The 15,535-nt window shown below is 71.5% G+C and carries 13 protein-coding genes; 8 read left to right on the top strand and 5 right to left on the bottom strand.

What is annotated here, in order from left to right; all coding sequences use genetic code 11:
* The first annotated feature begins 47 nt into the window (after window positions 1–47).
* Window positions 48–1,055 (top strand): phosphotransferase family protein, encoded by a 1,008-nt coding sequence (locus tag ACI2K4_RS35425; protein ID WP_404517519.1) that lies wholly within the window; start codon window positions 48–50, stop codon window positions 1,053–1,055.
* 61 nt (window positions 1,056–1,116) lie between these two features.
* Here the strand turns inward: ACI2K4_RS35425 and ACI2K4_RS35420 are convergent, their stop codons facing one another.
* The 3 genes from ACI2K4_RS35420 to ACI2K4_RS35410 all read right to left on the bottom strand — a co-directional run bounded on the left by ACI2K4_RS35420 (window position 1,117) and on the right by ACI2K4_RS35410 (window position 5,629).
* Complete coding sequence (locus ACI2K4_RS35420; RefSeq protein WP_404517518.1) at window positions 1,117–1,539, bottom strand: roadblock/LC7 domain-containing protein; 423 nt, start codon at window positions 1,537–1,539, stop codon at window positions 1,117–1,119.
* A complete protein-coding gene (locus ACI2K4_RS35415; RefSeq protein WP_404517517.1) occupies window positions 1,536–4,118 on the bottom strand; it encodes a nitrate- and nitrite sensing domain-containing protein in 2,583 nt (860 codons plus the stop codon). Before ACI2K4_RS35415 ends, ACI2K4_RS35420 begins: the two co-directional genes overlap by 4 nt.
* 140 nt (window positions 4,119–4,258) lie before the next feature.
* Complete coding sequence (locus ACI2K4_RS35410; RefSeq protein WP_404517516.1) at window positions 4,259–5,629, bottom strand: FGGY family carbohydrate kinase; 1,371 nt, start codon at window positions 5,627–5,629, stop codon at window positions 4,259–4,261.
* Window positions 5,630–5,970: 341 nt separating this feature from the next.
* Here ACI2K4_RS35410 and ACI2K4_RS35405 point away from each other — a divergent pair, with 341 nt between their 5' ends.
* The 3 genes from ACI2K4_RS35405 to ACI2K4_RS35395 all read left to right on the top strand — a co-directional run bounded on the left by ACI2K4_RS35405 (window position 5,971) and on the right by ACI2K4_RS35395 (window position 9,378).
* Entirely contained in the window at window positions 5,971–7,905 is a 1,935-nt protein-coding gene (locus ACI2K4_RS35405; protein ID WP_404517515.1) for an anthranilate synthase family protein, read from the top strand.
* Between the two features lie 716 nt (window positions 7,906–8,621).
* Entirely contained in the window at window positions 8,622–9,053 is a 432-nt protein-coding gene (locus ACI2K4_RS35400) for a hypothetical protein (RefSeq protein ID WP_404517514.1), read from the top strand.
* Between the two features lie 46 nt (window positions 9,054–9,099).
* A complete protein-coding gene (locus ACI2K4_RS35395) occupies window positions 9,100–9,378 on the top strand; it encodes a hypothetical protein (protein WP_404517513.1) in 279 nt (92 codons plus the stop codon).
* A 72-nt stretch (window positions 9,379–9,450) separates the two neighbouring features.
* Here the strand turns inward: ACI2K4_RS35395 and ACI2K4_RS35390 are convergent, their stop codons facing one another.
* Window positions 9,451–10,203: a hypothetical protein gene (locus ACI2K4_RS35390; RefSeq protein ID WP_404517512.1), complete on the bottom strand. Its 753-nt coding sequence runs from the start codon at window positions 10,201–10,203 to the stop codon at window positions 9,451–9,453.
* A gap of 185 nt (window positions 10,204–10,388) precedes the next feature.
* Here ACI2K4_RS35390 and ACI2K4_RS35385 point away from each other — a divergent pair, with 185 nt between their 5' ends.
* Complete coding sequence (locus ACI2K4_RS35385) at window positions 10,389–10,961, top strand: snapalysin family zinc-dependent metalloprotease (protein WP_404517511.1); 573 nt, start codon at window positions 10,389–10,391, stop codon at window positions 10,959–10,961.
* 172 nt (window positions 10,962–11,133) lie between these two features.
* Here the strand turns inward: ACI2K4_RS35385 and ACI2K4_RS35380 are convergent, their stop codons facing one another.
* Window positions 11,134–11,637 (bottom strand): hypothetical protein, encoded by a 504-nt coding sequence (locus tag ACI2K4_RS35380; RefSeq protein WP_404517510.1) that lies wholly within the window; start codon window positions 11,635–11,637, stop codon window positions 11,134–11,136.
* A 254-nt stretch (window positions 11,638–11,891) separates the two neighbouring features.
* Here ACI2K4_RS35380 and ACI2K4_RS35375 point away from each other — a divergent pair, with 254 nt between their 5' ends.
* The 3 genes from ACI2K4_RS35375 (at window position 11,892) to ACI2K4_RS35365 (ending at window position 15,396) form a co-directional block, all read left to right on the top strand.
* Window positions 11,892–13,583 (top strand): fibronectin type III domain-containing protein, encoded by a 1,692-nt coding sequence (locus ACI2K4_RS35375; RefSeq protein ID WP_404517509.1) that lies wholly within the window; start codon window positions 11,892–11,894, stop codon window positions 13,581–13,583.
* A gap of 74 nt (window positions 13,584–13,657) precedes the next feature.
* Window positions 13,658–14,335 (top strand): hypothetical protein, encoded by a 678-nt coding sequence (locus ACI2K4_RS35370; protein WP_404517508.1) that lies wholly within the window; start codon window positions 13,658–13,660, stop codon window positions 14,333–14,335.
* Complete coding sequence (locus ACI2K4_RS35365) at window positions 14,332–15,396, top strand: hypothetical protein (protein WP_404517507.1); 1,065 nt, start codon at window positions 14,332–14,334, stop codon at window positions 15,394–15,396. Before ACI2K4_RS35370 ends, ACI2K4_RS35365 begins: the two co-directional genes overlap by 4 nt.
* Window positions 15,397–15,535 lie beyond the last annotated feature (139 nt).

Below are 15,535 nucleotides of genomic sequence, written 5' to 3'. Positions count from 1 at the left end.
AGGGTGGGCGGGAGGGCGCTCCAGGGACGCGGCGGGGGGGGGACAACGTGGAGAGTCTGACCAAGCTGCGGGTCACCGAACCCGAACTCGACGCGCTGGTCCGGCGGGGGTTCGGCGACCGGGCCCGGATCGCCCGGTGGCGGGAGCTGACCGAGGGGCACTACAACGTCGCGTACGCGATCCGACTCGTCGACGGTGCCGACCTGATCCTCAAGATCGCTCCACCGCCCGGGCTGGAACTGCTCGGTCACGAGGTCGACCTGATGCGTACCGAGGTGGAGTTCTTCCGGCGGGCCGGGGCGGCGGGTGTGGCCGTACCGGAGGTGGTCTTCGCCGACACCGCGCGGGACCTGGTCGGCAGCGACTTCGTCTTCCTCGGCCGGATCAACGGCGTCGCCCTGAACACGGTGAGCGACGAACTGAGCCCGGCGGGACTCGCCGCCGTGCGCGCTCGGGTGGCCGCCGAAACAGCCCTACTGCACACGGTCACCGGACCGGCGTACGGCTACCCGCTGCGCGACAGCCGCACCTGGCAGCCCACCTGGCGGGCGGCGTACGGGGCGATGGTGCGCGACATCCTCGACGACGCCCGGCGCCTCGGCACCGAACTGCCGCTCGGGGTGGAACGGATCGAAACGCTGCTGAGCCGGCACGCCGACGCGCTGGACGAGGTCGACCGGCCGGCACTGGTCCACTTCGACCTCTGGGACGGCAACGTCTTCGTCTCCCCTGACGGCGACGGCGGGGCCACGGTGACCGGCCTGATCGACGGCGAACGGGCCTTCTACGGCGACCCGGTGGCCGAGTTCGTGTCGATGACACTGTTCCGGGACCCGGCCGAACTTCCCGGCCTCTTCGCCGCCTACACCGCCGCCGGCCACGGCACGATCGAACCGACCGAGGCGGTGGCCCGCCGGCTGGCCATGTACCGGAGCTACCTCTACCTGATCATGTCGGTCGAGGGCGCCACCCGGGGATGGCACGGGCCGGAACGGGAGGAGTTCGAACGTTGGCTGGCCGAGCTGCTGGAGGTCCAGCTCGGCCAGCTCGGCTGACCCGCACGGTCAGCGGGCCGGCGACTGCCGCACCATCAGCGCGGCGGCAGTCGCCGCGACGTCAGCGCGGCAGGGACTGCTGCAACTCGGCCCGCAGGGCCGGCGTCAGCATCTCGCCGGCCTGCTTGGCCAGGCGGGCCATCTCGTAACCGACCACGCCGATGTCGGCGTCGGTGGCGGCGAGGGTGGCCAGGATGGAACCGTCGCGCACCTGCATGACGAGGAAGTAGCCCCGGCCCATCTCGACCACCGTCTGCTTGACGATGTCGTTGTCGAACATCTGGGCCGCGCCGGCGGTGATGCTCATCAGGCCCGAGGTGACGGCCGCCAGTTTGTCGGCGTGGTCGCGTGGCAGGTGGTCGGAGACCGCGACCAGCAGACCGTCGGCGGAGACCACGATCGCGTGTGACACCCCGGGCACCCGTTCGGCGAAGCCACTCACCAGCCAGTTGAGGTCTCGTGCCGCTTGACTGAGCGTCGTCACTGTTGCTCCTCTTCCTTGCCAGCGCCGGCCGGCGCCATGGTTATCTCGGTGGTCTCCTCGGCCTCGGCCCGCCGTACGCCGCCGTAGAACTTCGACAGCATGCCACCCACCGCCTCGGGGTCGGGCTCGTGCCGCTGCACGGCTACGACCTGCGGCGCCGGTTCGTTGGCCGACGGCAGTTGCGCCATCGGCACGCGGACCGGCAGGCCGTTCGAATTGACCGTGACGGTGACCGGGGCGCTCGCCGCCACCCGGACCGGTGCCTCGGCGGCGGCCGGTGCCGGCGCGGCGGGCCCGCCCTTGCCCTGCCGTGACCACCAGGTGCTACCGGCCTCGGACCCGCCGGCCGCCGGGGTCAGCACGTCCTCGGCCCGGGTCGGGACGGTACGGGCGGGTCGCCGGGCGGTGTTGCGTCCGGGGGCACGGCCGGCGACCGGCTGGTCGTCCAGGGCCGGCAGGGCGTTCGGCGTACCGGTGGGTGTCCCGGAGCCGACGCGACGCGATCCCGGCGCGGTGCCCGGCAGTCCGGTGAGCATCCGCCGGTTCGGCGGCGCCTGGTCCAGCTCCGCCTGGGTCGGCGGCACGGCGAGCAGCGCGGGCGGCAGTAGCACCGACGCGGCCACCCCGTGCTCCAGGGCCCGCAGCCGCACCTTGACGTGTTGCCGGGCGGCGAGGTGGCTGACGACAAAAAGGCCCATCCGCTCGGAGGCGGCGACGTCGGCCGCGGGAGGTACGGCGAGCAGCTCGTTCGCCTCGTCGATGGCGCCCTGGCTCATGCCCAGACCGTCGTCGACGATCTCGATCAGGCAGGCGCCCGGGGCCTCGGCCCGGCCGACGATCCGCACCACCGTCTCCGGCGGGGAGAAGGTCGCCGCGTTTTCCAGCAGTTCGGCGAGGAGGTGGACCAGGTCGGCGACCGCGTGACCGACGATGTAGAGCTTCTCGGCGCTCTCGTGCTGGACCCGCTGGTACTGCTCGACCTCGGCCACGGCGGCGAGCATCACCGCCGACAGCGGGACCGGGCGGTTCCAGCGGCGGGTCGACTCGGTGCCGGCGAGAACCAGCAGGCTGTCGTCGTTACGCCGCATCCTCGCCGCGAGGTGGTCGAGCTTGAACAGGTTGTCGAGCTGGTCCGGGTCGCCCTCCTCGCGCTCCAGTTCGTCGAGGAGTTCGAGTTGCCGTTCGACCAGCAGTTGGCTGCGTCGGGCCAGGTTGACGAACATGGCGTTGACGTTGCGGCGCATCACCGCCTGCTCGACGGCGACGGTGACGGCGCTGCGGTGCACCGCGACAAACGCCTCGGCCACCTCACCGATCTCGTCCATCGAGCGGACCATGGCGGGTGCGACCTCGATCTCGGGCACCCCCGCCTCGACCGTACGGAGTCGTTCCAGCGCCTCCGGGAGATCGATCTGAGCCACCTGTAGGGCCTGCGCCCGGAGCATGCGCAGCGAGCGGTTGAGCGACCGGCCGATGATGACCGAGGTGGCGAGCGCGACCAGGAGCACGGTGAGCACGCCACCGGCGACGAGCAGGGTCTGGCGCAACTGGTCCGAGCTGCGGTCCTCGGCCACCCGTACGGCGTCGCCCAGCACCGCGGCCTCGACCTGGCGCAACAGGTCCTGCCGCTGCTGACTGGCCCGCCACCAGCCGTCCGCCGACAGCACCTTGGGCGTGCTGGCGCCGACGGCGATGGTCTGCTCCTCCATCTCGATCGCGTTCTGGAAGATCGGGTCGGCCGCGGCCTGCTGGTAGAGCTGGATCTGTGCGGTGGTCGCGGCGACCCGGAAGTCACCGAGCGCGGTGAGTTGCTGGGCCCGCAGGTCGGTCAGCTCCACCCCGTCGTCGAGGTCGTAACGTCCGGCCCGGGCGGCACTGTAGAGGGTGCCCCGGATCCGGGAGCTGATCTCCTTGACCCGGGCGATCTGCACGTAGCGCAGCACCCGCTCGGTCAGGTCGGGCTGTTCGTCGCCGGGCGTCGGCTCGGCGAGCAGGGTGAGCAACGCGTCGATGGCCCGGTTGTAGGTACCCATCACCGTGTTGACGCTGAGTACGCCCGCCGGCACGGCGGCCCGTACGTCGGGGAGCTGTCGCAGCGCGTCCTGAACCCGGGAGTAGGAGATCCGCCAGGAGGCGTCGACATCGCCGAGCGGTTTCGCCGCCTCCTGGAGCCGGTTGGTGGCGCTGTTGGCGGCGTCGTAGGTCGACTTCAGCGCGGTCTGGATCTGCGCCGGGTCAGCCCGCCCACCGGCGGCACCCACCTGGGCCAGCTCCCCGGCGGTCCGGTCCCGTTCCTGCTGCAACTCGTGCACCAGGGCGGAGATCTCGCGCCCGATCGTCACCTCCTGGGCGAACTCCTCGAGCACGTTGGCCTGCCCGAGCAGCGTACCGGTCTGCACCGTCGCCACCACCAGGAACGCCACCGACGGGATGACCAGTACGGCACCGAGCTTGGTCCGCAGGCGCCAGTCCCGCAGGCGCAGCGGAGACCGCCGTCGATGCGGCACGATACGCACGTCGAGCCGGCGGCGCCGGTGGTTGGGCACCCCGCTGCCCGAGGGGTCAAGAGCAGCAGCCACCACGCCTCCTACTTTCCTCGATGCCGGGCACGTCGAGGAGCGGGGTTCATCTCAACCAGGCGAGAGAGCCCTGTCAACCATTCGAACTGCGGCGCGGCAAAGGAAGGATACTGTGGCCCAACCGCAGGTGCCGGACTCGCCTAGTGGCCCTCATCCATCCGGCTGATACGTTCGAGCTTGACGCCGTCGTGGAACCTGCCAATGGCGATCAATGCCGCTCCGGTCGCGCCGATCTCCGGATTGCGTACGTGGCTCACGCTGCGTGGTGCCAGTGCGGCGACGAAGGCGTCGCGCCACCAGTCGGACGCGGCCACCGCACCACCACCGAGAACCACCTCGACCGGGTAGTCCACGGTGGATTCGATCTGGGTGAGGTCGGCCGCCACCTGCCGGCAGAGGGCGTCCATCAGCCCGGCGAAGATGTCCACCGCGCGGGTGCCGAAGCTGAGGTTGTGGATGTGCCCGGACCCGGACGGGGCGAGCCCCGGCGGCCGGTCGCCGCCGAGCCTCGGGTCCGCCACCAGGGTGTCCCCCGGACGGATGGCCGACAGCGCGGCTTCCAGTTCGGCCCCGTCGGGCAGCAGCAGGACCTTCTTCGCCCAGGCGAAGAGGTTGCCGCCGGCCGAGTAGGCGGTGCCGGTGACGATGTGCCGGTGGTCGACCCGGTAGCGCCACAGGCCGGTCGGCAGTGGCGGCAGGATGGCACCGGCCGGTGCGGCCTGGACCAGCCGCACCGCGGCCGAGGTGCCGACCGTGACCGCCGCCCGGTAGGGGTCGACACAGCCGGATCCGACGTTGGACGCGGCGCCGTCGCCGGTCGGCCCGTGCCACGGTACGTCCCGCAGCCCCGGCCAGCGCCGGGCGAATTCGGCGCGCAGCCGCCCGGTCCAGTCCACCGGCGCCAGCTCGGGCAACTCCCCCGCGTGCGCGTCGGACAGTTGCAACGCCTCGGCGTCCCAGTCCAGTGTCCGCAGGTCGAGCAGGCCGGTGCCGGACGCCTGGGAGACCGACATCGGGGCGTCCTCGAGCAGCGCGCCGAACGCGTACTCGACCAGCCCGACAAAACGCGCCGGGCGCCGGCTCAGCGTCTCCCGCAGCCAGGGCAGGCGCATGGTCCAGTAGAACCGGTGCCACCAGGTGCCGGTACGTTGGTGGAAGGCGTTCATGTCGGCCGGACCGGACGCTCCCCGGGTAGCCATCGCCCGGCTGTCCAGCCAGGTCAGCACCGGCCCGAGCGGGGTGCCGTCGTGGTCCAGCGGCAGCACCGAGTGCCACTGGGCGGCGGTGGCGACCAGGCCGATCCGGTCGAGGTGACCGGCCGCGTTCAGCTCGTCCAGGCAGGCTTCGAGCGCGGCCAGATACTCGGCCGCGTCCAGCGTCGCCGCGCCGTCGTCACCGATCGTGATGGCCATCTTCCGGCGGGCCAGGGCACCGGGCAGGGGCACGGCGTCGGCGTCGAGGACCAGCCCCCGTACCGACGAGGTGCCCAGGTCGAGCGCGAGAATGTTCATCGCCGGCCACCGTACCCGGCGGGGGTTCGCGGCACGCCCACGGCGGCTCGCGCCCGCCCCCGAGCAGCGGCGCACGACCGCCGGGGCCATCGATCCAACCCGATCGACTCCGGGACCGTGGTCCACCTGGTGGACGCCGGGCGGGGCGGTCGCAGGCCCTGGTCAGACCGGCTCGTAGCCTCCGAAACATGATCGCGCGACGCCCATCCTGGTGGCCTGCCAACCCGGCGGCCGACCTCCGCGCGTAGTTCTTCCACGCGGCCGCCCGAACCGGCGGCCGCCGACGTTCCTTCCGCTCCCCGGCCGCCCCGCCGGACGGCCCCCGAGCCGAGGGAACATCGATGGACCTGCTCTCGCACCTGCTCACCACGATCGCCGCCGGCACCGACCCCGGGCCGTTCGCGATCATCCGCCGAGCCGACGCACCGGAACTGGACGTGTTCACCGGCGAGGCGCGTACGGTCGAACGCCTCGCCGACATCCCGCTTCCCGCCGGACCGGCCGGTGCCCGCACCCTGGCCCTGGTGCCGTACCGGCAGATCGTCGAACGAGGTTTTGCCTGCGTGGACGACGCGGCCCCACTGGAGTGCCTGGTCATCGGCGCGCACCAGCGGGTGCCGCTGGAGCGGGCCCTGACCGCCCTGCCCGACCTGGTGGTGGGCACCGACGGCGGCGGCTTCGACCTGCCCGACGACGAGTACGCCGAGATCACCCGACAGGTGCTGCGGGAGGAGATCGGCCGGGGCGAGGGGGCGAACTTTGTCATCCACCGCAGTTATCGGGCCAACCTGCTCGGTTCCCCGCTGACCGCCGCGCTGGCCGCGCTGCGCCGGCTGCTGACCGCCGAACGGGGCGCCTACTGGACCTTCGTGACCCACACCGGCACCCGCACGCTGGTCGGGGCGAGCCCGGAGCGGCACGTCAGCGTCGAGGACGGGCTGGCGATGATGAACCCGATCAGCGGCACCTTCCGGCACCCGGGCGGGCCGGCGGACCGGGACGCACTGCTGCGGTTCCTGGCCGACCCGAAGGAGACCGACGAGCTCTACATGGTGCTCGACGAGGAACTGAAGATGATGGCGACGGTCGCCGAGCACGGCGGGCAGGTGGTCGGCCCGTACCTGAAGGAGATGTCGCACCTGGTGCACACCGAGTACCTGCTCGCCGGCCGGGGCTCGCTGGACGTACGCGACGTGCTGCGCGAGACGATGTTCGCCCCCACCGTCACCGGTTCCCCGATGGAGAACGCCTGCCGGGTGATCGCCCGCCGGGAGCGCGGCCGGGGTCGGGGCTACTACGCCGGGGTGCTGGCCCTGCTCGGCCTCGACGACCAGGGGCGGCAGACCCTCGACGCGCCGATCCTGATCCGTACCGCCGAGATCTCCCCGACCGGGGCGTTGCGGGTGCCGGTCGGCGCCACCCTGGTCCGCCACTCGACCCCGGAGGGCGAGGTGGCCGAGACCCACGCCAAGGCCGCCGGGGTGCTCGCCGCGCTCGGGCTGCGCCCGGCCGCCCCGGCGCGTGCCGCCGGGCTGCCCGACCGGCTCGCCGACGACCCGGCGGTACAGGCCGCCCTGGCCGCCCGTAACGACCGGCTCGCCCGGTTCTGGCTGGAACAACGCTCCAGCGGCGCCGCGCTGGTGCCGGCGCTCGCCGGCCGGCGGGTGCTGATCATCGACGGTGAGGACACCTTCACCGGCATGCTCGCCCACCAACTGCGGGCCCTGGGGCTCACCGTCGAACTGCGCCCCTGGTACGACGCCGACCTGCTGGGCACCGGCGCCGACCCGGTCGGCGTCGGGGGACCGGCCGACCTGGTCGTGGTCGGACCCGGACCGGGCGATCCCGGCCTGCTCGACGACCCGAAGATGGCCACCCTGCGCCGGCTCCTCACCGACCTGCTCGGGCGGGAGCGTCCCACGCTCGCCATCTGCCTGGGCCACCAGTTGCTCTCCGGGCTGCTCGGGCTGCGGCTGCACCGGCGGGAGGCGCCCTACCAGGGGCTGCAACGCGAGGTCGACCTGTTCGGGACCGTACGCCGGGTCGGCTTCTACTCGACCTTCACCGCGCTCGCCGGCACCGACGAACTGGTCACCGCGTACGGTCCGGTCGAGATCGCCCGCGACGCGGCCGACGGCGCGGTGCACGCCCTGCGCGGCCGCTCCTTCGCCGGGGTGCAGTTCCACCCCGAGTCGGTGCTCTCCCAGGACGGGCTGGCCGTGCTGGGCGAGCTGCTCGGCCGGCTGCTGCCCACCCCGGCCGCCCCGCCACGCTGAGAGATCCGGCTCGACCACATCCGGCCGTGCGAGATCCGGCTCGACGAGATCCGGCTCGACGAGATCCGGCTCGACGAGATCCGGCCGCGCGAGATCCGGTTCGGCATAGTTCCGGCGATCGTGGGTAGGCATGAGGTACGCCGGTGGTCCGAGCGGGTTGAGAGCCCTCGCTCGGACCACCGGTTCGTCGTCCCGTGATCACGCGCCGGCGGTGAGCCGGCCGCGGGCAGCGCGATCTCGCATCGCGGCACTGGTCCGGCTCGCCATCAGGTAACCCCCCTCGCCCGCTTCGTGCCGAGGGCGGGCTACCCGCCCGGAGCGGTCCGAAACATCGGCTCCCGCGCGCCGGCCCCGGCCGCCGGACGGCCGTCGCGGTCGAGATCGCCGGGTACGGGACAGCCCGAGCGGTTGTGAGCCCCGGGTACGAAACGGCCCGAGCGGTCGAGATCGCCGGGTACGGGACGGCCCGGGGCGTGGCCCGGCGATGGAAAGACCCGCTCCACAGTGGTTTCCCGGCGGCTGGCGGGTCGGATACGGTGGTCACAGCCTCCGTGCGGTGGGCCGCCGTCGACGCCGGCCGACCCGACGGAACCAGGTCCCCCCGCCGACGGCGCGTCCCGGACCGGCCGCTCCCCCGGACCGACGCGTGATCGGCGAAACGCGCCCCGTCCCGACGATCCGTTCGGCAGGATCGTCTTCAACGAGGAGGTGCCGCCGTGCAGGACACTCGGGCCCGCACGCTGTCCTTCCAGGTCAGCGGCCTGCCGCCGATCAGAACCGAGGCACTGTCGCTCTTCTCGGCCGGGCACCGCCAGGCCAACCGGGTGCGCGCGCTGCTGGAGGCCGCCTGCGCGGCCGCCCAACGCAGCGGCTGGACCCCGCTCACCGACCCGGTCGAACTGGACCTGGTCCTGAACTGCCCGCCCGACCATCATGGCACCGGCGCGGCGACCCTGCTCGGCGGCGTCGGTGCCGTCCTGCAGGACAAGCGGCACGCGGTCAACGTCGGGCTGGCCCACCTGGGCCCGCTGGTCGACGTTTGCCTCTACGTCGACGACCGGCAGATTCGCCGGATGTCGTACCGGGAGGAGCCGGCCGACAGCGTGTCGTACCTGGTTCGAGTCGCCGCGATTCCGGCGACAGGTTGACCGACGCCCGCGGCTGGGTACCGCGGACCCGACGAAGGGAGCACCCATGTCGGAGCCACACGTGACGCTGGACCCGAGCGGTCTGAGCCCGGCCCTGGAGAGCCTGCGCGGACCGCTGGAGGAACAGCTCAGTTCGGCCCTGCGGGCGGCGACGGAACGGGTCCGCGCCGGTTACGCGGGCGAGCCGGTCGAGGAGGTCTGCCGGCGGCTGCTCGCCGAGACCAGGGGCGGGCTGCATCCGGACATCGCGGAGGGCTTCACCCCGGACATGGACGAATTCTGCCGGGTGGCGGTCGCGATCGTACGGCACGAGGTGCGTCACTGAGGCGGCCTCGTGGCAGCCGGACCGGCTCCCGGAGGGCGGAGCCGGTCCGACGTCGGGTGACCGCCCCGACGCTCAGCCCCGACGCACGTCGACGGCGACGATCCTGGTCCCGTCGGCGCGGGTGAGTTGCAGCGTGCGTACCGGTAGCACCTGGTCGCTGCCGCGCGGCACCCGCAGGCCCAGGCCGAAGCTGAGGTAACCCTCGTAGTCGCCGGCGAGGACGTAACCGCGCAGGGTGGGGTAGTCCAGCCGGGCGCCGGGGGCCCGGATGATCGACGACCGGCCCTGCTCGTCGTGCGCCTGCGCCGGGTCGAACTGGATGCGTACGAAGGAGTTGCCGGCCAGCGGCACCGCGCTGCCGGTGCCGGGCGAGGTCACCTCGGGCACGTACGCCAGCTCGTAGGCGGGCGGTCCGCCCCGGAAGGCGAAGGTGATCCGGGTAAGGTTCTCGTCCGGGTGGTCTCCGACACGCACCTCCACCAGCAGCGGCAGCGGCGCGCCCGGCGGCGGGACCACCGGCACCCGTACCTTGTTGTCGACCCGGACCGGGTCGCTCGGTACGCCCCAGTCGTAGGTGATCCGGTAGTCGGTGACGCCCGGCCCCTGGGTGGCCGGGTCGCCCGGGTCGCCGGGGTCGGGCGGATCGGACGAGGAGGTCGGCGCCGGCTGGGCGGTCGCCAGATCGGTCCCGGGTGTCGCCGGCCCGGCCGAGGGTGTGGTCGCGGGTGGTCGTGGGCCGCTCGGGTCGCCCGCGCCGCCCGGGGTGCAGCCGGCGGCGAGCAGCACGAGTACGGAAACGAGAATCGGTACGCGTTGGCGTGTCATACAGCTCTGACGCGTCACGCCGCCGGTCGGTTTACCTCCGGGGCGATCGACCCGGGCCAGGTGGCGACCGTACAGATCGACCAAGATCCGTCGTCATATCAGATCAACGGACAAAAGAGGATATTGAAATCGACACATCTGGATGTCTAAGATCCTGACACCCCCTAGCTTCTGGAGAGTGAGTCATGACCTCACGAAGAGTCAGCCGGCTCCTGGTCGCCCTCCTGACCGCGGCGAGCGCCACCTTCGGCGCCACGGTCGCCAGCCCCTCGGCCGCCTCCGCCGACGCGTCGATCGCCGCCACGGTCTGCTACAACACCAGCCAGGCCGGCAGCTTCGCCGGCATCGCGAACCAGGCCGCGACGATCTGGAACAACGCCACCGTCAACCTGACGCTCTCCAACTGCGGCTCGAACCTGCGGATCTACCAGATCACCGGCGGCGGCTCGTACGCCGTGCGCACCAGCCTCGGCAACGGGCGGGTGTACATCGACACCCAGCAGGCCGCGCAGTACAGCCCGCTACGGATCATGACGCACGAGATCGGGCACATCCTCGGCCTGCCGGACAACTACAACGGAAACTGCGCCCTGCTCATGTCGGGCGGCAGCGCCGGCACCGGTTGCACCAACCCGTACCCGAGCACGGCCGAGGCGAACCGGGTGAGCAACCTCTTCGCCGGCACCCGGATCGGCGCCGACACCGGCAGCCAGGTCTTCAACGACAGTTGGCCGGTGGCCACCGTCAAGGTCGGCTGACCCTCGACCCCACCCCGGTCCCCTGCCCCTCCCCCTCGGCGGGAACCGTGACCGGGGGCCGGCGCGAGCGCCGGCCCCCGGTCTTCCGTCGTCAGCACCCCGCCCCGGTCTTCCGTCGTCAGCACCCCGCCCCGGTCTTTCGTCGTCGGGACCGCCGCCGGACCGGCGGGACTCAGTGCACCAGTGGCACCATGTTCGTGGTGATCTTCCCGTCCGGGTTGTAGACCACGCACATGATGTCCCGGTCGCCGTCCGCCCAGGTCTCGGCGGTCGGCAGGATCGGGAAGTAGTCCAGCCCGGACCTCTCCTGGCTGATCCACCGCCGTTTGAAGTCCTTACCGCACTCGGCCCAGCCGTACGCGGCCACCGCCGGCCGGTCCCACGGCCCGTCCTCGACGTGCACGAAGCCGAACGACTCGTTGTCGGCCCGCTCCTCGCACGCCTTGTAGACCACCACCACGTCGTTCGACCTCGGGGAGTACGCCGGGTCGGAGAAGCACTCGCCACCCTCGATGTTGAGGATGCCGGTGGTCTCCGCGCTGATGAAGTCGTCGCCCTTGACCGCGATCGGCTGCGGCGGTTCGGCTCTCGGAAACACCCCGATCAATGCCACGGCGGCGAGCGCGGCCCAGCGGCGACGGCTCCTCAGCAGCGGATTCGGCAGGGCGAGAGTCATCGATGCGGCCTGTTCTCGACGGCGGTACGGGCGCCGGGCGGGCCCTGCCGCATGGTAGGCGGGCCGCCGTTAACGATCGGCCGACGCAATGTTTCCGAGCGACGACCACGAGGTGACGCCCGACTCGCGCTTCGCCGAAGTGATCATCAGTTCACCTGGTGGAAAGGCTGTCGTCGGTTTGCTGTCGGGCGCCTCCGACTGAATGCGGAGGTTCGCCGCGCTCCCGCTGGCGAACGATCCACTTCTCTTGAGGGGTGACCCCTACCTTGATCGACAACAAGCGACCGTGGATTACCGGCTCCCGGCGGGCGAAGCTCGCCGCCGTGGGTGCCGCCGCGCTGATCATTGGCGGTTTCGCGTTCGGTCCGTCGGCGTTCGGTGACGCCGCGCCGAGCAAGTTCCCGGCGGCCGAGATCTACAAGCCCTCCCCGATGCCCGACCGCCTCATCCTGACCCCGACCGCCACCCCGGCCACCTCGCAGAAGGTGACCTGGCGGGCCGAGGCGTCCGCCGAGTGGGCGCAGGCCCAGATCCTCGAGGCGCCGAAGGCCCTCGGCGAGGTCGCCCCGGCGGCCGGCGCGGTGTCCACCGTGAAGGCGAGTGCCACCACGGCGGTCAACACCTCGCTCGGTTACGCCTCGACCTACCACACCGTCGAGTTCACCGGCCTCAAGCCGAACACCCGGTACACCTACCGGGTCGGTGACGGCACCAACTGGAACGAGTGGTCCGACTTCACCACCGCGGCCGAGGGCTTCTCGCCGTTCTCGTTCATCTACTACGGTGACGCGCAGAACTACCTCGACTCGGCGCTTCCGCGCGTGTTCCGGCAGGCGTTCGCCGACCGGCCCGAGGCGAAGATGGTCGTCAACGCCGGTGACCTCATCGACAGCGCGAACAGCGAAGAGCAGTGGGGCCAGTGGTTCGACGCTGACGGCTTCGTCAACAGCCAGATCAACAACATCTCGATCCCGGGCAACCACGAGTACAGCGGCTCCTCGCTCTCCTCGTTCTGGGCACCGCAGTTCCCCTTCCCGGCCAACGGCCCGAAGTGGCCGGCCGGGATGGAGTCGGCCCTGGACAAGACCGCTTACTACACGGACTACCAGGGTGTGCGGTTCATCGGGCTGAACAGCAACGTCCAGAGCATCCCCGAGGTCATGGCCGCGCAGACCGCGTGGCTGGAGACCGTGCTCAAGGACAACCCGAACAAGTGGACCGTGGTCACCTTCCACCACCCGGTCTACTCCAACACCGGTACGCGTAACAACCCGCAGGTCCGCGACCAGTGGGGCCCGCTGCTGGAGAAGTACGGCGTGGACCTGGTCCTGCAGGGCCACGACCACTCCTACGCCCGGGGCAACGTCGCGACGAACCGCAAGTCGAGCACCGTGCACAACGGTGTCGTCTACGTGGTCTCCGTCTCCGGCGGCAAGATGTACGAGCTCAACGGCGGCGAGAACTGGACCGGTAACGGTGCCGAGCTCTCCGACCGGGACGAGAACGTCCAGCTCTACCAGATGATCGACGTCGACAAGGACTCGATCCGGTTCGAGGCGCGCACCGCCAACGGCCAGTTCGAGGACGGCTTCCTCATCCGCAAGAACGACGCGGGTGCCCGGACCGTCAACGAGTTCCGTACCCCGGAGAACAGCACCGGTGAGCGGGCCCTGGCCAGCAAGACCACCGTCGCTGCGGGCGAGAAGGTCGGCGTCAAGGCGTACAACTACGACCCGAACGAGACGGTGAGCGTGTACCTGCGCAGCACCACCGCCGCCGCGAGCAACAACGGCGTCCTGATCGCCTCCAAGAAGGCGGACGAGCTGGGTCAGTTCAACTACACCTTCGCCGTGCCGGAGGGCACCAAGAAGGGCAGCACCCAGGTCATCTACCTGGTGAGCGAGAACCAGAAGATCAGCACCCCGGTGATCACCATCAGCAAGTAGCAATCCCGTCCCGGGTGCGGATCGGCCACCACGGCCGGTCCGCACCCGGTCCGGTTTCCCGGACAGGAGAATTCGTGACCATCCGTACGCGCGCGTCGGCGGGTGCGCTGCTGGGTGCCCTGGCCGCGCTGGTCGCGGTCACCCTCCCGGCCACCCCCGCCTCCGCCCACCCGTTCGGCCCACCGGCCACGGCCAGGATCGACGCCGACGGCTCGCACGTCACCATCGAGTGGCACGCCGCCGAGGACGACTGGGTGGCACTCGGCCAGTCACTCGGCGCGTTCGAGAACCCCGCCACGGGCAAGGTCGAGACCGGACTCACCGGCGAGCAGAAACTCCAGCGCTCCCCCGCCATCCGGGACTACCTGCTGGAGCGGATCACGGTCAGCCAGGCCGGGAAGCGCTGCCCGAGTCGCCTCGACACGCTCGAACAACTCCTCAAGCAGGGCGCCCGGGTCAGCTTCGAATGCCCCACCCCGGTCAGCGACATCGCGGTCACGGTCAGCGCACTGACCGACCTGAACACCGCGTACCGCACCGCGCTCACCTCGGACGTGGCGATGACGCCGTCGGAGGTGCTCTTCACCCACAACGACGGCACCCAGCAGGTCCGGCTCGCCGCCGGCACGGGCGGCGGCAGCGGTCGTCCGGCCGCGGTCGGCACCGTCGCCGCCGGTACCGGCATCGCGGCGGTGGCCATCCTCGCCGGTGTGCTGGTCAACAAGCGACGTCGGAACAGGAGGACCGCGTGACCGGGATCAACGGGTTGGACAACCACCTGATCGCGCTCTTCGACAGCGGGGCCGTGTTCTGGCTCGCCCTGCTGGTGGCGCTCGGCGTCGGGGCGGCACACGCGGTCGCCCCCGGGCACGGCAAGAGCATCACGGCGGCGTACCTGGTCGGCACGAGGGGACGGTACCGGGACGCGGTACGGCTCGGCGCGATCGTCGCGCTGATGCACACCTTCTCCGTACTCGTGCTCGCCCTGGTCTGGGTCGGCCTGACCGGCGCCGCCAGTCTCAGCACGAAGTCGGTCACCGCCTGGCTCCAGGTGCTCGCCGGGATCGTGGTGATCGGGGTCGGCGTCCACCTCACCTACCGCCACCTGCGCGGCGGTGGTCACGGCCACTCGCACGATCACGGTCACTCGCACGGCCACAGCCACGGTCACTCCCACGATCAGCACCACTCGCACGACAACGGGCGCTCGCACGACCGCGGCCACGTCCACTCGCACGACCACGGGCACCCGCACGAGCGGCCGGCGTCGGACCACCCGCACGAGCACATCGCCGACGGGTCCCACCCGACCACCGCCACCGCCACGCTGACCGCCGAACCCGCCACCGCCACCGGCACCGGCACCGGCACCGGCACCGGCACCGGCACCGGCACCGGCACGGTGACGCTGACCGCCGAACCGGTCGTCGCTGCCGAACCGGCTCACCACCACCATCACCACGACGACGCCCCCGAGCTGACCAATCCCTGGTCCCGGCGCGGGCTGCTCGCCCTCGGCCTCTCCGGCGGGCTGCTCCCGTCGCCGTCGGCGTTCCTGGTGCTGGTCAGCGGCCTGCTGACCGGACGAGCGCTGGACGCGGTGATCCTGGTGATCGTCTTCGGCATCGGCATGGCGGCCACCCTGACCGGGGTCGGTGTGCTCACCATCCGGGGGTACGCGCTGCTCGCCGGCCGAGCCCGCACCTGGGCCCCGGTCGCCAAGCTGATCGGCTTTGTTCCGGCCGCCGCCGGAGTCGTGGTCGCCGGCGCCGGCTGCCTCTACGTGGTCGCCGCCGTCACCGTACTCACCTGACGCCCATCCCCGGCACCACGCTCGCCACCCGTCCCATGATCGTGAAGAGTTCGGCTCGCCACAGCGGGCCGAACTCTTCACGTTGACGGGGAGTGCCCGGTGGCGAGCGTGGTGCCCCGGGTGGAAACGCGGGTGCGGT

The sequence above is a fragment of the Micromonospora sp. NPDC050397 genome (assembly GCF_044901685.1).
Classification (GTDB): domain Bacteria; phylum Actinomycetota; class Actinomycetes; order Mycobacteriales; family Micromonosporaceae; genus Micromonospora_G.
The sequence above is the reverse complement of the archived record's forward strand: the minus strand, read 5'-3'. Positions and strand labels throughout refer to the sequence as shown.